This window comes from Micromonospora sp. BQ32 (genome assembly GCF_059358895.1).
This window is the reverse complement of record NZ_JCADBI010000002.1, coordinates 17,135-36,844: the sequence shown is the minus strand read 5'-3', so window position 1 is coordinate 36,844 and position 19,710 is coordinate 17,135. Positions and strand designations below refer to the sequence as shown.

The window sequence follows — 19,710 nt, the reverse complement described above, 5'->3', positions numbered from 1 at the left end:
CCCGTGGGCTGCTGGCGAGCACCGCCCGCAGCGGGCCCCACCACAAGTTGAGTGAACTTGACTCAATAGTGCCACGCGTTGGCCAATCGTCAAGTTGACTTGAGTCAACCCGACGCAACCCACCCGTTATTACCGTCCGGTTGTCTTCCCTTGCATCGGTCGGGCACGCTTTAGCGGTGACGACGCACGGCGATCCCGCCACCCGTTCCGGTGCGCCCGCCGTCGCAGCCCGCATTGACCCGCCGGCCGCCGCGGAGGAGCCGCCCGCCACCACCGGGGACGACAGCCTCCCCGGCGCCCTGGCGGGCCTCCGGGAGGCGATCGGCGCGACCCGGTATCCCCTCGCGCTGCCCTCTGCCAGCCCCGCCCGGCACAGCGCCACCGCCCTCACCGACCAGCTCGACGACTACCTGCTGCCTCGGCTCGCCCGGCTGGACGCCCCACTGCTCGTGGTGGTCGGCGGCTCCACCGGCGCGGGTAAGTCGACCCTGGTCAACAGCCTGGTCAAGGCCCGGGTCAGCGCCGCCGGCGTGCTCCGGCCGACCACCCGCTCCCCGGTGCTGGTCTGCAATCCGTCCGACGCGGCCTGGTTTCGGCAGGGTGACCTGCTACCCGGGCTGACCCGCACCACCGAGCCGAGCGACGATCCGCGCGCCCTGCACCTCGTCACCGCCCCGGCCCTACCCGCCGGGCTGGCCTTCCTCGACGCGCCCGACATCGACTCGGTCGTCGACGCCAACCGGGCGCTCGCCACCCAACTGCTGGCCGCCGCCGATCTGTGGCTCTTCGTCACCACCGCCGCCCGGTACGCCGACGCGGTGCCCTGGGAGCTGCTGCGCAGCGCCCGGGCGCGCGGCGCGGTGATCGCCATGGTGCTGGACCGGGTGCCAGCCGAGGCCACCGACGAGATCGCCGCGCACCTGACCGAGATGCTCGCCGAGCAGGACCTCGGCCGGGCGCCGCTGTTCGTGTTGCCCGAGACCTGGGTCGACGGCCAGGGGTTGCTGCCCGAGGGTGTGACCGCGCCGTTGGCCGACTGGTTCGCCCGGCTGGCCGCCGACGTGGACGCGCGGGCGGCGGTGGTCCGCCAGACCCTCGACGGGGCGCTGGCCGCACTGCACCCCGCCGTGGAGGAGCTGGCCGACGCCGCCGACGAGCAGGTCGCCGCCGCCGACGGGCTGGACGAACGGGTCCGGGCCGCGTACCGGGGTGCCGAGCGCACCGTCGAGCAGGGGTTGCAGGACGGCCGACTGCTCCGGGGTGAGGTGCTCGCCCGTTGGCAGGAGTTCGTCGGCACCGGCGAGCTGTTCCGCACGCTGGAGGCACGGATCGGCCGCCTACGGGACCGGGTCGTGGCCGCCGTCACCGGTCGGCCGGCACCCGCCGTCGAGTTGCGCAACGCCATCGAGTCCCAGTTGGTGACGCTGCTGCGGGGGGTGGCCTCGGAGGCCGCCGAGTCCGCGTATACCGGGTGGAAGGCACACCCGGCCGGCGCCGGGCTGCTCGACCCGGCGCTCGCCCACCCGAGCGACGACCTACCCGAACGCGCCGAGCGCATGGTCCGGGACTGGCAGCGCGGAGTGCTGGAACTGGTCCGGGTCGAGGGCGGTGACAAGCGGTTCGTGGCCCGCACCGCCGCGTACGCGGTGAACGCCACCGGGCTGGCCGTGATGATCGCCGTCTTCGCCTCCACCGCGTTCATCCCGACCGGGCTGGAGTTGGCCACCGGGGCCAGCACCACGGTTGCCGCGCAGGCCGTCCTCCAGGCAATCTTCGGCGACCAGGCGGTGCGTACCCTCGCCGCCAAGGCCCGCACCGACCTGCTGGACCGGGTGCGGACGCTGCTCGGCGCGGAGGCCGACCGCTTCTTGAGCCGGACCGCGGACGCCCGCCCCGCCGCGGACGCCGGCGACGGGCTGCGCCGGGCCGCCGGCCGGGTCGAGCTGGCCCGGCATCGCAGCGGGCTGTCCGCCGGCAACGGGGAGGATTCTCGGTGAGCAACATCGCCGGCCGGGTACGCGAGGTGTTCCGCGGGGACCAGCGGGTCGACGCCGATGCGCTGATCGCCCGACTGGACGCGGTGCGCCGGTTCCTGACCGCCGTGGACGGTCTGCTGCCGGACGCCGACCTGGTGCCCGCGCACACCCTGGTCGAGCGGGCCGGCACCCGGCTAGCGCTGTCCCGGGACCACACCGTGGTCGCCCTGGCCGGTGCCACGGGCAGCGGCAAGTCCAGCCTCTTCAACGCGCTGGCCCAGCTGGAACTCTCGCCGGTCGGGGTCCGCCGGCCGACCACCGGCGTCACCCACGCCTGCGTGTGGGGGCCGTTGGAGGGCGCCAACCATCTGCTCGACTGGATCGGCGTGCTGCCCCGACACCGCTTCGTCCGGGAGAGCGCCCTGGACGCCGACGACGAGACGGCCCTGCACGGGCTGATCCTGCTCGACCTGCCCGACTTCGACTCGGTGCAGCGATCCCACCGGCTCGAGGTTGACCGACTCCTCGGCCTGGTCGACCAGGTGGTCTGGGTGGTGGACCCGCAGAAGTACGCCGACCGGGTCATCCACGACAGCTACCTGCGCGAGTTCCACCGACACCGCGACGTCACCCTGGTCGTGCTCAACCAGGCCGACCGGCTGCCCCCGGCCGAGGTGCCCCGGGTCCTGGACGACCTGCGTCGGCTGCTCGACACGGACGGGCTGACCGGTGTGCCCCTGCTGGCCACCACCGCGATCGATCCGGCCGGCATGGTCGGGCTACGCAATGCCCTGGAGCGCACAGTCGCCGAGCGGCAGGCCGCGTTGCGCCGGCTCGCGGGTGACGTCGACACGGTCGTCGCCGGTCTGGACGAGCTGGTCGGTTCCGCCCGGCCGGCGGGTGGGCCGGACGACGCCACCGTCAACGGGCTGAACCGGGCATTGGCCGGGGCGGCCGGGGTGCCCGCGGTGACCGAGGCCGTGGAGCGGGCGTACCGGCACCGGGCCGGCGCGGCCACCGGCTGGCCCGTGGTCCGGGGTTGGCGGCGGTTGCGGCCCGATCCGCTGCGTCGGCTGCACCTGCCCGGCCCGACCGGCGACCAGGCCGACCCGGCGGAGAGCCTGGTCGCGGCCACCTCGGTGCCGGACCCGACGGCCGCCCAGCGTTCGGCGCTCGGCCTGGCCATCCGCGCGGTGGCCGACCGGGCCGCCACCGACCTGCCCGCCGCCTGGCCCGGCGCGGTGACCTCCGCCGCCCGGTCCCGCCTCGGCGACCTGCCGGACGCCCTGGACCGCACGATCGCCGGCACCGACCTCGGCCTCGACCGTCGACCGATCTGGTGGCGGATCGTCGGCGGTGCGCAGTGGTTGGTCACCCTCGCCGCCGTGGTCGGGCTGGGCTGGCTGGTGCTCGGCTACGCGCTGCGGGCGCTCGGCCTGCCCGCGCTGGACGATCCAATGGTCGGCCAGGTGCCGCTGCCGACCGTTCTGCTGCTCGGCGGCTTGCTGGCCGGGCTCCTGGTGGCGGCACTGACCCGCCCGGTGGTGCGCTGGGCCGCCCGGCGCGCCCGGGCCCGCGCCGACCAGCGGCTGACGGCGCGGGTCGCCCAGGTGGGCGACGAGTACGTGCTGACACCGGTACGAATCGTGCTCGGCTCGTACGCCCAGGCCCGCGACGCGCTGCGGGACGCCGCACACCGCTGACGCTCCGCACGGCCCGCTACCGCTCTCCGTACGCCCACAGCGGCGTAGGGTCGGAGCATGGCCACGCCTCAGACCCCCTACGACGCGGTGCTGCACGCCGCACGCGACGTGACCAAGCTGGAGTCCGCCCTCGACGCCGAGATGCTCGGCAGCGCCCTGCTGGGCAGTGTCTACGCGATCGCGGAGACCGACCGCGACGCCGCCGTACGGGAGTTCGTCACCGGCTTCCTCGCCGCCACCGGCCGCCGCAGGGTCGCGGCGGCGACCACCATCCGTCAGGTCTTCGCCACGCTCGTGCCGACCGCCGAGGGCACCGAGCGGGTCCGTCCGGGCAGCCAGGCGCCCAGTTGGACGGCCCAACTCGGCCGGGTGCACCTCACCGGCAGCTGGGCGTACGGCGACGTGTACGGCGATCAGACCTCCTACCTCGCGACCTTCGCCTACGACGACGAGTCAGGTGGCTCGGAGCACGCGCTGGTGGCCCTGGTGGACCACAACATCGGTATCACCAAGGACGTCTTCGTGGGCGGGCCGGCCGAACGGATCCTGGACCAGGTCCGGCAAATGTGCGCCGACGACGAGCTGACCTGGTTCCGTACCGAAGATCCAGCTCGGCTCCGGGGCGAGGTGGCTCGCCACCTGGCGGTCACCGACGACCTGGGCGAGCTGCCCGGCGAGGGGTCGCTCGCCACCGACCGAGCGTTGGTCGGGGCCCGGCTGGCGATGCTGCCCACCGCGGCCGACCCGACCGGTCCGGCGGAGGTCGAGCCGCTCTCGGCGGCCGAGCGCACCGACCTGGTCCGACGGTTTCTCGCCGCGCCGGAGGCCGTCCGCTTCGGGCTGGACGCCGTCGACGGCCCCGAGTTGGCCTCTCTGCACTTCTGCCTGAGCCTGCTGCTGGACCACTCGGCGAGCTTCCCGGACGCCGATCCGATGCGCTGGAGCCCTGCGGTGTCCGGGCTCTTCCTGCTCGACTGGGTGCACCGCCGGGCCGTGCTGGACATGGACGACGCGGCGATGCTGCCCCGGGTGCTGCGGGCCTGGGCGCGGTACGCGTCGCGCCAGCGCGGGCTGCCTGAGGCCGCGGCGACGCGCACCGACGAGGCGATCGAGGAGATGGTGCCGGAGTTCGCCCGCCTCTACTCGACCGGTGAGCGGCGCAGCGCGGCCACCGCCGCGGTGGCGCAGCTGATGGCCGACGGGGTGGACCCGGACGACCCGGCCGCACTGGACGCGTGGATCGAGGCGAACCGGCACCGCCTCGCCGACGACGGCGCCTGACGACGTCTGAGGGTGGGCGGCTCCGCGCCGCCCGCCCTGGGCCGGCTGGCGCAGCGGACCCAGGAGCCCGGCTAGCGCAGCGAGCCGAAGATCACCGCGGCGATCAGGGCGCCGAGCGCAGCTCCGGCCAGCACCTGGGCCACCGTGTGGTCCCTCAGCCGTACCCGGGACCAGCCAACCACCGCCAGCAGCGGTGCGGCGATGGCCAGTCGCGTCCCGAAGGTCAGTATCAGGATGACCAGCGTGCCGGCGGCCACCGCCGAGTGGATCGACATCTTCCACCAGTGGCTGACCGACACGGCGACGACGAGGCCGACGAGCCCTGCCACCGCCAGCGCCAGCACCGGGCGGGGCGCGCCGAGCACGGCGAGCAGGGCGAGCCCTGCCGCGACCGAACCGAGGCCAACCAGCAGCGGCGCCCGGCGCTGCTCCCGGCGGCCGACGTGGTGGTCGGTGAGCCTGCCACGGCGTACCCCGCCGACGATGTAGGCGAACGGAATGCCGGTGACGAAGAGGGTGGCGAGCAGACCCCAGACGAGGCCCTGACCGGGGCGGCGGGCGCTGTGCCAACTCACCGTGAGGATCAGCAACGACACGAGCACCGCCGGTGCGGTCACCTCGGTGACCAGCCGGGCGATCCGCAGCCCCGGGCCGGGTCGGGTGGTGACCGGGCGGAGTTCCGCACCGCCGCCCACGCCACCCCCTCCGGTACGCGCCTACCGCCGAACACCGCCGACGCCGGACGGGCCGCGCCTGATCGTCACCGTACCGCTGGTGACACCGCCGGGTGCGTCGGTCCGGCCAGCGGCGCCGGGCTGACGCGGAGCGTCGGGGCGACGGCCGACGGCGGCGGGATCGCCGGGCTGGGCCGGCGGGTCGGTTCCGCGGGCGGCGTGGGTGTGGGGGCCGGCACGGACCAGGTGCTGGTCGGTACGGCGGTGGCGGTCGCGTCGGTCGGCGTGGGTGTCGGCTCCAGCGTCGGGTCCAGCGTGGGAGTCGGGTCTAGCGTGGGGGTCGGATCCAGCGTCGGGTCCGGGTCGGCCGAGCCGGTCGGATCCGGGTCGGTGGGGTCCGGGTCCGGTGGGTCGGTCGGATCCGTCGGGTCCGGCGGGTCGGTCGGGTCGGGGTCGTTCGACGGCGGCGGAGCGACGGGCGGGGGTACCGGCGGCGAGCTGCCCCGCGTGGGTTTCGGTGCCGGCGGGGCGGTCGTCCGCAGGGCGGGCCCGGGATCGGCCCCGGCGGGCCCGTCCAGTGGACGCCGTGGGGCGGCGGGCAGCCAGCCGCTGGTCGGACCGACGCTGGGGGTGCCCAGTGGTGGCAGTGGCGGTTGGCTGGTCATCGGCAGCGGGATCACCACCGGCCCGACGGACGGGGTCGGGATGAACGGGGTGCTGGTGTCCGGCAGGGCGGTGCTGCCCGGAGTGGCCGAGCCCGCGCTGACCGCGGCGAGGATGGGCATCGACGCGGTGCCGGCCAGTAACGCGACAGTGAGCAGGTAACCGCGGGTGGGGCCACCGGCGCCGGGGGCCCGGTGAACGCCGACCATCCGGCGATAGCCGCCGGCCGACCGGTGCCGACCAAGCGCTGGGGTGCCGGGACCGTCACCTGGCTCGTACACCGCACACCCCTTGTCGTCAGCCGTCGGAGGACATGGATGGACGCCGCCGGGGCAATAACCCGACAATTAACCCGATAGGCGCGATCCTGCGGGAATCAGCCTCGCGCAGTCACCCTGGGTCAGCCAACCTCCACTGCGTGTCGACACGCGGTGCTGGCCGAACGGTGACGAATCGTGCCGCAACGCATGGGAAACGCGGGCCGGCATGATGGCGACAAACGGCGTCAAAGCATGGGCGGTCGGCAAGCGGGGCAGGCGTACTGTGGGCGCGCTCACCTGCTCTGCGAATATGGAGCACGACGGCAACGCAGCCGTGACCTCCGCGCACCCTCGCGGCAGGCGCGGTTGAACGCCGGCGCTCCCCGATCCGGGTTCGGCCAGAACCCGGTTCACGCCGTGCGGCAACCCCCACCGGGGCTAGGCGCGGCCGCCAGGAACCGGTCCGGCAGCAGCCGGGCAGGCGCACGAGTTGCGCGGCCGGGTGATCCCCCGGTGCCGACGCAGACACGACAGGGAGAGACCGATGGCAAAGGGCGACCCCGGGGGCACCACCCGCAGCAGGCGGCCTGCACCCCGCTCCAAGAAGGGCGCGGCGGCCGGTAATCCGGAGCTGGTGCAGCTACTCACTCCCGACGGTGAGCGGATCGACAGCGCCACCGGGCCGGACGGCACCGAGTACCGCGTCGACTTCACCGACGAGGAGTACCGCGGGCTCTACCGCGACCTGGTGATGGTTCGCAAGCTGGACGCCGAGGCGACCGCCCTCCAGCGCCAGGGCGAGCTGGGCCTCTGGGCCAGCCTGCTCGGCCAGGAGGCCGCGCAGGTCGGCTCCGGGCGGGCGCTGCGGACGCAGGACATGGCCTTCCCGACCTACCGGGAGCACGGCGTCCTCTACTGCCGGGGCATCGACCCGATCATGCCGCTGGGCCTGTTCCGCGGTGTGGACCAGGGCGGCTGGGACCCGAACGAGTTCAAGTTCAACATGTACACGATCGTCATCGGCGCGCAGACCCTGCACGCCACCGGTTACGCCATGGGCATCACCATGGACGGCAAGATCGGCACCGACGACGGCGAGGCGGCGATCGCCTACTTCGGTGACGGGGCCACCAGCCAGGGCGACGTGAACGAGGCGTTCGTCTGGGCCAGCGTGTTCAACGCGCCGCTGGTCTTCTTCTGCCAGAACAACCAGTACGCGATCTCCGAGCCGCTGGAGCGGCAGACCCGCGTTCCGCTCTACCAGCGAGCCGCCGGCTTCGGCTTCCCCGGCGTACGGGTGGACGGCAACGACGTGCTGGCCTCGTACGCGGTCACCCGCACGGCGCTGGACAACGCCCGGCACGGGCAGGGCCCGAGCCTGATCGAGGCGTACACCTACCGGATGGGCGCGCACACCACCTCCGACGACCCGACCCGCTACCGGATCGCCAGCGAGGTCGAGTCGTGGCAGGCCAAGGACCCGATCACCCGGGTCAAGGCATTCCTGGAGAAGCAGCAGATCGCCGACGCGGCGTTCTTCGCCGAGGTCGACGAGCAGGCCCGCCGCGAGTCGGTGCACCTGCGCGAGCGGGTGCTCAACATGCCCAACCCGGAGCCGGTGACGATGTTCGACCACGTCTACCCCAACGGCTCTCCGCTGCTCGACGAGCAGCGCGCGAAGCTCAACCGCTACATGGAGTCCTTCGAAGGGAGCGCCCACTGATGGCCACGGAGACGCTCACCCTCGGCAAGGCCCTGAACACCGGCCTGCGCCGCGCCCTGGAGACCGACCCCAAGGTCATCATCATGGGCGAGGACGTCGGCAAGCTCGGCGGCGTCTTCCGGATCACCGACGGGCTCCAGAAGGACTTCGGCGACCAGCGGGTGATCGACACCCCACTGGCCGAGTCCGGCATCATCGGCACCGCGGTCGGTCTGGCCATCCGCGGCTACCGGCCGGTCTGCGAGATCCAGTTCGACGGTTTCGTCTACCCCGCGTACGACCAGATCGTGTCGCAGGTGGCGAAGATGCACTACCGCTCGGGCGGCAAGCTCAGCATCCCCATGGTTATCCGGATCCCGTTCGGCGGTGGCATCGGCGCCGTCGAGCACCACTCCGAGTCGCCGGAGGCGTACTTCGCGCACACCGCCGGCCTGAAGGTCGTGACCTGCGCCAACCCGCAGGACGCGTACGTGATGATCCAGCAGGCCATCGCCTCGGACGACCCGATCGTCTTCCTGGAGCCCAAGCGGCGCTACTGGGAGAAGGGTCAGGTCGACCTGGAAGCGCCGCTGTCCGACGCGTACCCCCTGCACTCGGCCCGGGTGGTGCGGCCCGGCACCGACGTCACCGTGCTGGCCTACGGCCCGATGGTGCGCACCTGCCTGGAGGCGGCGACCGCCGCCGCCGAGGACGGCCGGGAGCTGGAGGTCATCGACCTGCGCTCGCTCTCCCCGCTGGACCTGACCGCGGCGTACGAGTCGGTGAAGCGCACCGGCCGGGCGGTGGTGGTGCACGAGGCGCCGTCCAACATCGGCCTCGGCGCCGAGTTGGCCGCCCGGATCACCGAGGAGTGCTTCTACTCCCTGGAGTCGCCCGTGCTGCGGGTGACCGGCTTCGACACCCCCTACCCGGCCGCCCGGGTGGAGGAGGAGTACCTGCCCGACCTCGATCGGGTGCTCGACGCCGTCGACCGCACCTTCGGCTGGTGAGCGACATGTCCCGGATCAAGACGTTCAACCTGCCCGACCTGGGCGAGGGCCTGACCGAGGGCGAGATCCTGGCCTGGCTGGTCAAGGTCGGCGACACCATTGAGCTGAACCAACCGATCGTCGAGGTGGAGACGGCGAAGGCGGCCGTGGAGATCCCGGCGAAGTGGGCCGGGCAGGTGCAGGCGATCCACCACCCGGAGGGCACCACGGTCGAGGTCGGTACGCCGATCATCGCGATCGACACCGACCCGGGGGCCGGCCCGCTGGAGACGCCGTCGACGACGGCCACGCCCAGCGGTGACCTGCCCACCCCGTCAGCGGCCTCGTTGGCGGCGGTGGAGGTGGCACCGGCCGAGGGCATGGTGGAGCCCGGCCTGATCGGCGGCGCGGCCCCGGGTGGGCGCACCGCGGTGCTGGTCGGCTACGGCCCGCGTACCACCGCCGCGAAGCGCCGCCCCCGCAAGGGGGCGGTCCCCGCGCAGGCCGCGGCGGCCCCCGCACCGGCTGCGCCGGCTCCGCCGCCGGTGGTAGCTCCGGTCGTGGCTCCGGCCCAGAACGGGCGGGCCGCGACGGCGACCGGCGGTGTGCTGGCCAAGCCGCCGGTGCGCAAGCTCGCCAAGGATCTCGGGGTCGACCTCGGCACGTTGACCGGGTCGGGGCCGCTTGGCTCGATCACCCGGGAGGACGTGCAGCAGGCGGCGAGCGGTGCGAGTGTGGCGGTTGCCGAGCCGATCGCGGCGACCACCGCGCCCAGCTTCGGCGCGGACCGGGAGCAGCGCATCCCGGTCAAGGGCGTCCGCAAGCTGACCGCCGAGAACATGTCCCGTTCGGCGTTCACCGCCCCGCACGTGACGGAGTTCCTGACCGTCGACGTGACCCGGGCGATGAAGGCCCTGGACCGGCTGCGCGGCCGGCGGGAGTGGCGTGACGTACGGGTCTCGCCGCTGCTGCTGGTGGCGAAGGCGGTGCTGCTGGCGGTGCAACGGCACCCGATGGTCAACTCGACCTGGGCGGGTGACGAGATCGTGGTCAAGGAGTACGTCAACCTTGGCATCGCGGCAGCCACCGAGCGCGGTCTGATCGTGCCGAACGTCAAGGACGCCGGCCGACTCTCGCTGCGGGAGTTGGCGGACGCGCTGACCGATCTGGTGCAGACGGCGAAGTCCGGCCGCACCTCGCCGGCGGCCATGTCCGGCGGCACCCTGACCATCACCAACGTCGGCGTGTTCGGGGTGGACACCGGCACGCCGATCCTGCCGCCGGGTGAGTCCGCGATCCTGGCCTTCGGCGCGGTGCGGGAAATGCCCTGGGTGCACAAGGGCAAGGTCAGGGTTCGCCAGGTCACCACGCTGGGGCTGAGCTTCGACCACCGGATCATCGACGGTGAGTTGGGCTCGAAGTTCCTGCGGGACATCGGCGATTTCCTCACGGATCCGGAGGCGGCGCTGCTCGCCTGGACCTGATCGTTCGAACGCCAGCCACGGCCGGTGTGCCACGGGTTAACGCCCGGCACACCGGCCGTGTCCGTTGGGCGACAGAACCGTCGGTCAGACTGCCTGTTGACCTTTGATTGTTAGGCAGGTGTCTCAGCTCACCTAATAATCGATGGAAGTTCACCGGCTTCTGCGGTTGAATAGACGCATCAGGGGCTGACAACCGAATAGCTAGGGGGACCCACCAATGAGCATGATCGAGCGAATCCGCAACCACCGCGACGCCACCCGCCGCGCCCGTGCCATCGAGCACGCGCTGCGCTCGGCGAACTCGCCGGCAGTTCGCGAGGAGATCCTCGTCATCGCCCAGCGTCACATGAGCTGACGCTCCACGACATTCCTCACCTCCTCCAGATCGATGGCCCACCCGGCCCACCGGGTGGGCCATCGGCGTTTCCCAGCCACCCACCACCGGGATTCCGCCCTGCCGCAGCGCCCGGTACGGTGGGCTTCGGTCGCCGCCCGCCGACCCGGCAGAGGCCGAGCCGACAGAAGCTGCTCGACACCAACCGGCCACGGTGAGTGACGGCCAGTGCTCCTTGGACGTGTCGTGCCACCACCCGATACCGTGCGGGGAGCCGGCACAGCGGTACGCCGGTGACGCCGGCAGCCACGCCGAGGAGACCGATCGGCACCGGCGAGCCGACATGTGATGGAGGAGGCGCACCCATGACGTCCGAGGGCCCGCACCGCCCCGGCCAAGAGCCGGACGAGGTGTCACCGGGCGCCGGCGGACCGGCGCCGTACGGCGACCGCCCGGCGCAGCCGGACAACGGCCAGAACGCCGCCGGCCCCGATCTGGGCTGGGCACCCCCGCCCCCGACGCGGCCCAACCCGTCGGCACCGGCATGGGCGACCCAGTCCGAGCAGCCGCCGGCCCCCGCCTGGGGTGCCGCAGCTGCTCCGCAGCCCAACGACCCGGCGCAGCCCGCCTGGGCCGCGGGCGGTGGCGCGAGTGAACCGCCACAGCAGCAGCCCGGCGCGTGGCCCGGCAGCGATGGCGCACCGGCTGCGGCACAGCCCGACCCCTGGGCAGCGCAGCAGCAGGGCTGGACGCCGAACGCCCCCGCTGAGCAGCCGGACTGGGTGCAGGTCCAGCCGGCCGCGCGGGGCGCCGCGCAGGTTCCCCCGGCCACCACCGCCTGGCCCGCCCAGGAGGACCCGGCCAGCGGCTGGCGCGGCGCGGCGCAGGCCAACCCGCCCGCCGCCGACTGGCGCGGGGCCGAGTCCCCGCAGACCGACGCACCGCAGGCCGCCGGCTGGTCCGGCGGCGCTCAGCAGGACCAGGCCGCCGACAACGGCGGATGGCCCGCCGGTGGCGCCGCCCGGGACGACCAGCCGGTGTGGACTCCGGCGGAGCAGTCGCCGCCGGCCTGGGGCCAGCCCGCCGAAGCGACCGAGCAGCCCGCCCCCGGCTGGGGTCAGGCCGCCCAGCCCAACGCGGCCCGTGGCGCTGCCCAGGTCCCGGCCCCGACGACGAACTGGCCCGCGCAGGACGACCCGGCCCACTCCGGCGGGTGGGCCGCACAGCAGCAGGCGCAGCAGCAGCCCGCAGGGTGGAACGACGGCAGTGACGCGCGGCAGGACCAGCCCGCGCAGCCGACCGCCTGGGGCGGCGCCGAGGGCCGGCCACAGCAGCCCGACTGGGTGCTCTCCCAACCGGAGCAGCCGACCGAGCGACCGGAGCAGGCGGGGTGGACCCCTGCCGAACCGAGCAACCTCCCCGCCCGGGCCAGCGCCAGCGTGCCCACCAGCGGTGGCGCACCCAACTGGGCCGCCAGCCCGGACAACCCCGCACAGGGCACCTCCGGCGGCGCGCCGGAGGTCGAGCCGTGGGCGCCCGGTGAGGTGTGGGGTCGCGCGGAGGCCGAAGCTTCCGCCCAGTCCCGTGGGGGCTGGGAGGCGGACCGGGGCGACGAGGCACCGGCCTACCAGCCCGGGCCCGCGCCGGGCATCTCGCCGGCGAACGCCGTGCCGCTACCTCCGCAGGAGCAGCGAGTGCCGGGTGCCAGCCTGGCCGCCGCCCCGCCGGCCGACTACGCGTCCCAGGCCCAGTTCGCTCCCATCCCCGAGCAGCCCGCCTACGCCGAACGGGAGACCCCGGACGCCGCCGCGCAGTACGGTGGCCGCCCCGAGGAGGTCTCCGCGGGTGGCGCGGTGGTGCCCGCCCCGCGTACCTCTCCGGAATCCGGAGCGGGCCGCGCGGTCGTACCGGTGTCGGACGCCGAGTCGGCAGCCGGCGCGGCGGCCCGGGCCACGGCGAGCGCTTCGGTGCCGCTGGCCAGCCGGGTGATGCCCCCGACCGACCAGGCCATCCGACCGACCGGCACGGCCACCCCGCAACCCCGGGTGTACGGCCGCCCGGCTCGACCGGAGCCGGAAGCCGAGCCGGAGCCGGAGGCGTTCCAGGGCGACCCGGGCGCCGACCGCCAGGGTGCTCCGGAGTGGCAGAACGACGCGCAGCGGCAGGCCGCGCCCGACTGGCAGAACGAGGGACAGCGGCAGATCGCCCCCGACTGGCAGAACGAGGCGCAGCGGCAGCAGGCCGCCCCCGACTGGCAGAACGAGGCGCAGCGGCAGCAGGCCGCCCCCGACTGGCAGAACGACGCGCAGCGGCAGGGTGGGCCCGGCTGGGGCGGCGACTCCCCGGCCGATCCGCGCTTCGACGACCGGCAGCCCGCACCGAACGCGTTCAACGACGCCCCGTCGGCGCCGCCGGCGTTCCCGCCCGGCGTGCCGTCCTTCGTCGACGCCCCGGGCAACAGCAGGCCGGTGAACGGCACCCGGCCGCACGCTGGTGCCGAGCCGCCGGCGGACCAGTTCGGCGGCCCTGGGTCGCCGGCGGACCAGTTCGGCGGCCCAGGTTCGCCGGCCGCCGGTGCCGGCACGGTGAACGGGACGCCGACCTTCGGTGGCCCGAACTTCGGTGGCCCGGGCTCCGGCGGGCCGGGCTTCGGCGGGCCGGCGACCGAACCGGTGCCGGGCGGCGGCTTCCCGCCGTCCTTCCCGCCACCGCCGCAGCCCGCGCCGTCCTGGGGCCAGGAGACCGGCCAGGCGGATCAGGGCCGGTTCGACGCGTTCAAGCCGGACGCCGACGCGCCGAAGGTGGAGCCACCGACGCCGAAGGTGCGCAACGGCCGGGTGCTGGCCGCGGTGCTGATCGCCGCGGTGCTCATCCTGGCGGTGCCGCTCGGCCTGCTGCTGCTGCTCGGCAAGGTCGGCGACAACGACACGCCGGCGTTCGACCCGGCGGTCGGCACCTGCGTGAAGCAGTCCGGGCAGGGCGGCGCCTCGGCGGCGGACTGCGGCGAGGCGGGCGCGTTCACGATCGTCTCGAAGGTGGACGCCAAGGAGAAGTGCACCGACACGACGCAGCCCCACGTGGTGCTGCCGGGTGAGGGCAGCAACCGGGTGCTCTGCCTGAAGCCGGCCACGAAGTAGCTCCACCGACGGCGGGGTCACGGGCAATCGTGGCTCCGCCGTCGTCGTACCCGCAGGTGGTGCCGGCGACCATCGAATCTCGCCCCCTCCGGCCGGGCGTGGGCCGATGGTCAGGCACGATGGGTGCATGAGCGCACGAGTACGGGCTCCCGAACTGCGCGGTCGGGGCTGGCTGAACACCGGTGGACGCGACCTCAAGCTCGCCGACCTTCGCGGCAAGATCGTCATCGCGGATTTTTGGACGTTCTGCTGCATCAACTGCCTGCACGTGCTCGATGAGCTGCGCCCGCTGGAGGAGAAGTACGGCGACGTGCTCGTCGTGATCGGCGTGCACTCGCCGAAGTTCGAGCACGAGAAGGACGCCGAAGCGCTCGCCGCCGCCGTGGAGCGGTACGGGGTGCACCACCCCGTACTCGACGATCCTGAGCTGGACATGTGGCAGCAGTACGCGGCACGGGCCTGGCCGACCCTGTCGGTGATCGACCCCGAGGGTTACGTGGTGGCCACCATGGCCGGCGAGGGGCACGCCGAAGGGCTGGCCCGACTGATCGACGAGTTGATCGCCACCCACGAGGCCAAGGGCACCCTGCACCGGGGCGACGGCCCGTACGTCGCGCCGCCGGCACCGGAGACCGCGCTGCGCTTCCCGGGTAAGGCGGTGCTGCTGCCGAACGGCAACCTGCTGGTCTCGGACTCGGCCCGACACTCCCTGGTCGAGGTCGACCCGGACGGCGAGACGCCGGTGCGTCGGATCGGCTCGGGCGAGCGGGGCCGGGCGGACGGGCCGGTCGCCGTGGCGACGTTCTCCGAGCCGCAGGGGGTGTACCTGCTACCCACGCATGTCGCCGAGGTGGCCGGCTACGACCTGGTGGTGGCCGACACGGTCAACCACCTGCTGCGCGGCGTACGGCTCGAGTCCGGCGAGGTGGTCACCGTGGCCGGCAGTGGGCGGCAGTGGCGCGCCGAGGTCGACGACCACGCCCACGACGCGTTCGCCGTCGATCTCTCCTCCCCGTGGGACCTGGCCTGGTACGACGACAAGTTGATCATCGCGATGGCCGGCATCCACCAGCTCTGGTGGTTCGACCCGATCAAGCGGACCGCCGGCATGTACGCCGGCACCACCGTGGAGGCGCTGCGCGACGGCCCGCTGGCCGAGGCGTGGATGGCCCAGCCGTCGGGGCTCTCCGTCTCCGCCGACGGCACCCGACTCTGGGTGGCAGACAGCGAGTCCAGCGCGGTGCGGTACGTCGAGAACGGTGTGCTGGGCACCGCCGTCGGGCAGGGCCTGTTCGACTTCGGGCACGTGGACGGGCCGGCGGAGTCTGCGCTGCTCCAGCACCCGCTGGGCGTCTGCGCGCTGCCGGACGGCTCGGTGCTGATCGCGGACACGTACAACGGGGCGGTGCGTCGCTTCGACCCGGCCAGCAACCAGGTCTCCACCGTCGCCGACGGGTTGGCGGAGCCGAGCGACCTGGTGCTCACCCCGGCCGGTGAGGTGCTCGTGGTGGAGTCCGCCGCGCACCGGTTGACCCGGCTCGCTCCGGGTGCCCTGTCGGCGGCGGGTGCCAGCACGGTGGACGGGCCCCGGCGCCGCACCGAGCGCAAGCCGACCGACGTCGCGGCCGGCGAGGTCACCCTGGACATCGTCTTCACCCCGGCGCCGGGGCAGAAGCTGGACGAGACGTTCGGCCCGTCGACCCGGCTGGTGGTCTCCGCCTCCCCGCCGGAGCTGCTGGTGGAGGGTGCCGGCACGGGCACCGAGCTGTCCCGCCGGCTGGTGCTCAACGGCGAGGTCACCGCGGGGGTGCTTCAGGTGACCGCGCAGGCGGCGACCTGTGACGCGGACGTCGAGCACGCGGCGTGCCACCTGACCCGGCAGGACTGGGGCGTACCGGTCCGGGTGGTCGACGGCGCCGTGACCCGGCTGCCGCTGGTGCTTCGCGGCCTGGACGCCTGACGTGGTCGGAGGGGCCCGCTGGGCCCCTCCGGTCAGGCGAAGGGAGCAAGGGTGATGTCGGCGTCGATCAAGGTGGCCCGGACGAGTTCGGCGGCGGAGACCGCGCCCGGGGTGTCGCCGTGCACGCAGATCGAGTCGACCGAGCACGGGATGACGGTCCCGTCGACCGCCACCACGCTGCGTTCGGTGGCCATCCGCGCCGCCCGTTCGGCCACCTGCTCGGGGTCGGTGATCACCGCGCCGGGGGTGCCGCGCGGCACCAGCGCCCCGTTGGGCAGGTAGGCGCGGTCGGCGAACGCCTCGGCAACCACCGGCAGGCCCGCACCCACGGCGAGTTGGGCGAGCGTCGAGCCGGGTAGGCAGAGCACGGGCAGCTCGGGGTCGTAACCGCTGACGGCGGCGACCAACGCCGCCGCCTGGGACTCGTCGGTGCTGGCCGCGTGGTAGAGCGCGCCGTGCGGCTTGAGGTAGCGGACCCGGGTGCGAAACAGCCGGCAGAACGCGTCCAGTGCCCCCAGCTGGTAGGTCACCTCGTCGCGTAGTTCGGCGAAGTCGTACGCGATGTGCCGCCGGCCGAAGCCGGCCAGGTCCCGGTAGCCGACCTGCGCGCCGACCGCGACCCCGCGTCGCGCGGCGCCCTCGCAGACCCGCCGCATGGTGGACGGGTCGCCGCCGTGGAAGCCGCAGGCGACGTTGGCGGAGGTGACGAGGCCGAGCAGTGCCTCGTCGTCGCCGAGTCGCCAGATGCCGAATCCCTCGCCCAGGTCAGCGTTGAGGTCCATGGAATCTGACGGTAGTACCTGGCCGGGCCTGCGCGAGCGGGGTCACGTCGGTGACCACCCCGATGACGGGGTATCCACCGGTGGTCGGATGGTCCGCGAGGAAGATCAGGGGTTGTCCGTCCGCCGGCACCTGCACCGCGCCGAGCACGATGCCCTCGCTGGGTAGTTCGCCGGCGACCGCGCGGGGCAGCGCCGCGCCGGCGAGCCGCGCGCCGACCCGGTTGCTCACCGGGCTGACGGTGTACGCGCTGCCGAAGAGCCGGTCGAACGCGGTCGGCGTGAACCAGTCCTCGCGAGGACCGGGGCCCAGCGTCAGGTGCAGCTCCGCCGCGGGGTTGGCGCAGACTGTCGAATCCACCGGCGCGGGTGCGTCGACCGGCTCGCCGAGCGGCAGTTGGTCGCCGTCGCGCAGCGGAGGTGGGCCGAGCCCGGAGAGGGTGTCGGTGGCCCGGCTGCCGAGCACCGGTGACACGTCGATGCCACCGGCCACCGCCAGCCAACTCCGTACGCCCCGTCGGGCGGGACCGATCCGCAGCACCGTCCCGGCCGGCACGCTGAGCGGGCGTCCGGTGTCTCCGGGCCGAACGCCCGCCTGGACCGGGACCTCGGCGCCGGTGACCGCCACCGTGCTGGCCCGGGTCAGTCGCAGGGTGCAGCCGGTCAGGGTGATCTCCAGGCCGGCCGCGTGCTCCGGATTGCCGACCAGTCGGTTGGCCAGCCGCAGGGCGGCCGGGTCGAGGGCACCGGATCGGGGTACGCCCAGGTGCGCCCAGCCGGGCCGTCCCAGGTCCTGCACGGTGGTGAGCGCGCCGGCGCGGAGCACCTCGATGGTGGCCGGGCGGGTCACGCCGCCACCATCCGGACGGTACTGCCCGGGCCGAGTCGGGCCGGCGGGTCGGCGGCCACGTCGAACAGCACCAGGTCGGTCCGACCGACCAGCTGCCAGCCGCCCGGCGACGCACCCGGATAGATGCCGGCGTACGGGCCGGCCAGCGCGACCGAGCCGGCCGGCACCCGGGGGCGAGGCGTGGGCAGTCGGGGCACCGCCAACTCGGCGGGCAGCCCGGTCAGGTACGGAAATCCGGGGGCGAAGCCGCAGAAGGCGACCCGGAACCGGGTGCTGGTCAACCGGTGCCGCACTGCTGGCACGTCCACACCCCAGTGCGCAGCCACCGCCGGTAGGTCCGGCCCGTCGAAGGAGACCGGTACGACCACGTCCGCGGCGTCGTCCTCGGCCTCGTATTCGTCTTCAGCGTCGGCGTCGGCGTTGAAGTTGTCGGGGCGGGTGGTCGCGGCGGCGACGGCGGACGCCCATCGGGTCAGCTGTTGGACGGTGGTGGCCGGGTCGGGCAGGCCGTCGAGTAGCACGGTCCGGGCCGCCGGCACGATCTCGACGGCGATCAGGTCGCCTCGCTCCCGACGCCGCCACAGCTCGGCCCGCCACGCTTCGACCAGCGCGGCCTCGGGGATGTCGGCGGGGGCGGTGCAGTCGAGTAGCAGGGCGTGCGCCCCGACCGGTCGGATCCGCATCCGCTCATCCTCGCCGATGTCGTTCCGATCCGGTGTTCACGTCGACGGTGCCGGGTGTCACCAACGCCACTACTTACAAGTAACCTACGGTGCCGTAACCTGACTGGGTGACCACCTCCGCCCCGCTTCGCCTGAAGCCGGTCGACATCGGTAAGCCCCGGATGCGCGGCTGGCTACACACGTACGCCTTCTTCGTCGCCCTGGTCTGCGGCATCGTGCTCTGCTCGATCGCCGCCACCCGGCCGGGGTGGGCACCCCTGGTGAGCTGCCTCATCTACAGCCTGACGGTCTGTGGGCTCTTCGGCACGAGCGCGCTGTACCACCGTCGAGTGTGGTCAGAGCGCGGCTACCAGGTGATGCGCCGGATGGACCATTCGATGATCTTCGTGTTCATCGCCGGTACGTACACACCGCTCTGCGCGATGCTGCTCGCGCCCCGACCGGCCACCGTGATGCTGGCCCTGGTCTGGGGCGGCGCGCTGGCCGGCGTGGCGGTCAAGGTGGTCTGGCCGCACGCGCCACGCTGGGTGTCCGCGCCGCTCTACCTGGCGCTGGGCTGGGTGGCGGTGGCCATGCTGCCGGAGATCCTGAACGGAGGCGGCGTCGCGGCGCTGGTGCTGCTGATCGTCGGCGGCGCGATCTACAGCATCGGCGCGGTCTTCTACGCGCTGCGCCGGCCCAATCCATGGCCGACCGTCTTCGGCCACCACGAATTCTTCCACGCCTGCACGCTGCTGGCGGCGCTCTGTCACCACATCGCGATCTACTTCGCCCTGTTCGCCTGACCCAAACGGACGGGGGCACCACGAGCCGGGCGCGCACACGAGCTGGGTAGAGACGCGAGCCGGGGCCCCGCGACGCTGCGGGGCCCCGGAGTGTGCGAGCGAGGGTCAGACCGGTCGGCCCGGCCGACGCACTTCGCGGTACTCCCGCATGACCTGGTTGTCCTGGGCCGGCACGACCCGGTCGGCCACCACGCGCTCCTCGCGAACCGGCGCGGCGACCACCGTGCGGCGGCGGCTGTTCCAGAAGTAGAGGGTGGTGAGCAGACCGGCGACGCCGGCCAGCATCAGCACCCAGCCGACCACGGCCAGGTCCAGCCAGCCCAGGTCGGCCTCCACTGCGAACGCGAAGATCGCGCCTAGTGCGATCAAGAAGATGCTGCCACCAATGCCCATGTCTCGCTCCTCGGCTCTAACCTGGCGTACGTCGCGCCGCGGCCGTCGGTAGGGGTG

At 73.6% G+C, this 19,710-nt stretch carries 16 protein-coding genes; 10 read left to right on the top strand and 6 right to left on the bottom strand.

The features are described 5' to 3' along the window. Positions 1-176: 176 nt before the first annotated feature. The 3 genes from AC5L30_RS03705 to AC5L30_RS03695 are packed head-to-tail and all read left to right on the top strand — an operon-like array spanning position 177 to position 4,960. A complete protein-coding gene (locus AC5L30_RS03705; RefSeq protein WP_494865390.1) occupies positions 177-1,997 on the top strand; it encodes an ABC transporter in 1,821 nt (606 codons plus the stop codon). Beyond that, a complete protein-coding gene (locus AC5L30_RS03700) occupies positions 1,994-3,679 on the top strand; it encodes a GTPase (protein ID WP_494865389.1) in 1,686 nt (561 codons plus the stop codon). The genes AC5L30_RS03705 and AC5L30_RS03700 overlap by 4 nt, the downstream gene beginning before the upstream one ends. 57 nt (positions 3,680-3,736) lie before the next feature. After that, complete coding sequence (locus AC5L30_RS03695; RefSeq protein ID WP_494865387.1) at positions 3,737-4,960, top strand: hypothetical protein; 1,224 nt, start codon at positions 3,737-3,739, stop codon at positions 4,958-4,960. Between the two features lie 71 nt (positions 4,961-5,031). On the opposite strand, the gene AC5L30_RS03690 is transcribed toward AC5L30_RS03695, so the two are convergent. Next, positions 5,032-5,655, bottom strand: a complete 624-nt coding sequence (locus AC5L30_RS03690) for a phosphatase PAP2 family protein (protein WP_494865385.1) — start codon at positions 5,653-5,655, stop codon at positions 5,032-5,034. Between the two features lie 65 nt (positions 5,656-5,720). Next, on the bottom strand, positions 5,721-6,578 hold the full coding sequence (locus AC5L30_RS03685; RefSeq protein ID WP_494865384.1) for a hypothetical protein: 858 nt from the start codon (positions 6,576-6,578) through the stop codon (positions 5,721-5,723). Positions 6,579-7,101: 523 nt separating this feature from the next. Between AC5L30_RS03685 and pdhA the strand changes: the two genes are divergently transcribed. From pdhA to AC5L30_RS03655, 6 genes are all read left to right on the top strand, one after another. After that, positions 7,102-8,280, top strand: coding sequence for a pyruvate dehydrogenase (acetyl-transferring) E1 component subunit alpha (gene pdhA, locus AC5L30_RS03680; RefSeq protein ID WP_494865382.1), 1,179 nt, complete (start codon positions 7,102-7,104; stop codon positions 8,278-8,280). Next, entirely contained in the window at positions 8,280-9,269 is a 990-nt protein-coding gene (locus AC5L30_RS03675; protein ID WP_494865380.1) for an alpha-ketoacid dehydrogenase subunit beta, read from the top strand. Before pdhA ends, AC5L30_RS03675 begins: the two co-directional genes overlap by 1 nt. Further along, positions 9,266-10,732: a dihydrolipoamide acetyltransferase family protein gene (locus AC5L30_RS03670; RefSeq protein WP_494865378.1), complete on the top strand. Its 1,467-nt coding sequence runs from the start codon at positions 9,266-9,268 to the stop codon at positions 10,730-10,732. Before AC5L30_RS03675 ends, AC5L30_RS03670 begins: the two co-directional genes overlap by 4 nt. Before the next feature lie 217 nt (positions 10,733-10,949). Beyond that, positions 10,950-11,087 (top strand): hypothetical protein, encoded by a 138-nt coding sequence (locus tag AC5L30_RS03665; protein WP_165435866.1) that lies wholly within the window; start codon positions 10,950-10,952, stop codon positions 11,085-11,087. A gap of 344 nt (positions 11,088-11,431) precedes the next feature. Next, positions 11,432-14,203 carry an LppU/SCO3897 family protein gene (locus AC5L30_RS03660; protein WP_494865376.1) on the top strand — a complete coding sequence of 924 codons (2,772 nt, stop codon included), beginning with the start codon at positions 11,432-11,434 and terminating at the stop codon, positions 14,201-14,203. 127 nt (positions 14,204-14,330) lie between these two features. After that, positions 14,331-16,163, top strand: coding sequence for an NHL domain-containing thioredoxin family protein (locus AC5L30_RS03655; RefSeq protein ID WP_494865374.1), 1,833 nt, complete (start codon positions 14,331-14,333; stop codon positions 16,161-16,163). A gap of 32 nt (positions 16,164-16,195) precedes the next feature. On the opposite strand, the gene AC5L30_RS03650 is transcribed toward AC5L30_RS03655, so the two are convergent. From AC5L30_RS03650 to AC5L30_RS03640, 3 genes are read right to left on the bottom strand one after another with little or no spacing between them, the layout of a single operon-like run. Further along, on the bottom strand, positions 16,196-16,945 hold the full coding sequence (locus AC5L30_RS03650; protein ID WP_494865372.1) for a LamB/YcsF family protein: 750 nt from the start codon (positions 16,943-16,945) through the stop codon (positions 16,196-16,198). Next, positions 16,929-17,891, bottom strand: coding sequence for a 5-oxoprolinase subunit C family protein (locus AC5L30_RS03645; RefSeq protein WP_494866062.1), 963 nt, complete (start codon positions 17,889-17,891; stop codon positions 16,929-16,931). Before AC5L30_RS03645 ends, AC5L30_RS03650 begins: the two co-directional genes overlap by 17 nt. Further along, the gene (locus AC5L30_RS03640; protein WP_494865370.1) at positions 17,789-18,475 is read right to left on the bottom strand and encodes a 5-oxoprolinase subunit B family protein; all 687 of its coding nucleotides are present in this window, start codon (positions 18,473-18,475) and stop codon (positions 17,789-17,791) included. Before AC5L30_RS03640 ends, AC5L30_RS03645 begins: the two co-directional genes overlap by 103 nt. 107 nt (positions 18,476-18,582) lie before the next feature. Between AC5L30_RS03640 and trhA the strand changes: the two genes are divergently transcribed. Then, positions 18,583-19,260, top strand: a complete 678-nt coding sequence (trhA, locus tag AC5L30_RS03635; RefSeq protein WP_494865368.1) for a PAQR family membrane homeostasis protein TrhA — start codon at positions 18,583-18,585, stop codon at positions 19,258-19,260. A 105-nt stretch (positions 19,261-19,365) separates the two neighbouring features. Here the strand turns inward: trhA and AC5L30_RS03630 are convergent, their stop codons facing one another. After that, a complete protein-coding gene (locus tag AC5L30_RS03630) occupies positions 19,366-19,653 on the bottom strand; it encodes a DUF6458 family protein (RefSeq protein ID WP_494865366.1) in 288 nt (95 codons plus the stop codon). Between the last annotated feature and the right edge of the window lie 57 nt (positions 19,654-19,710).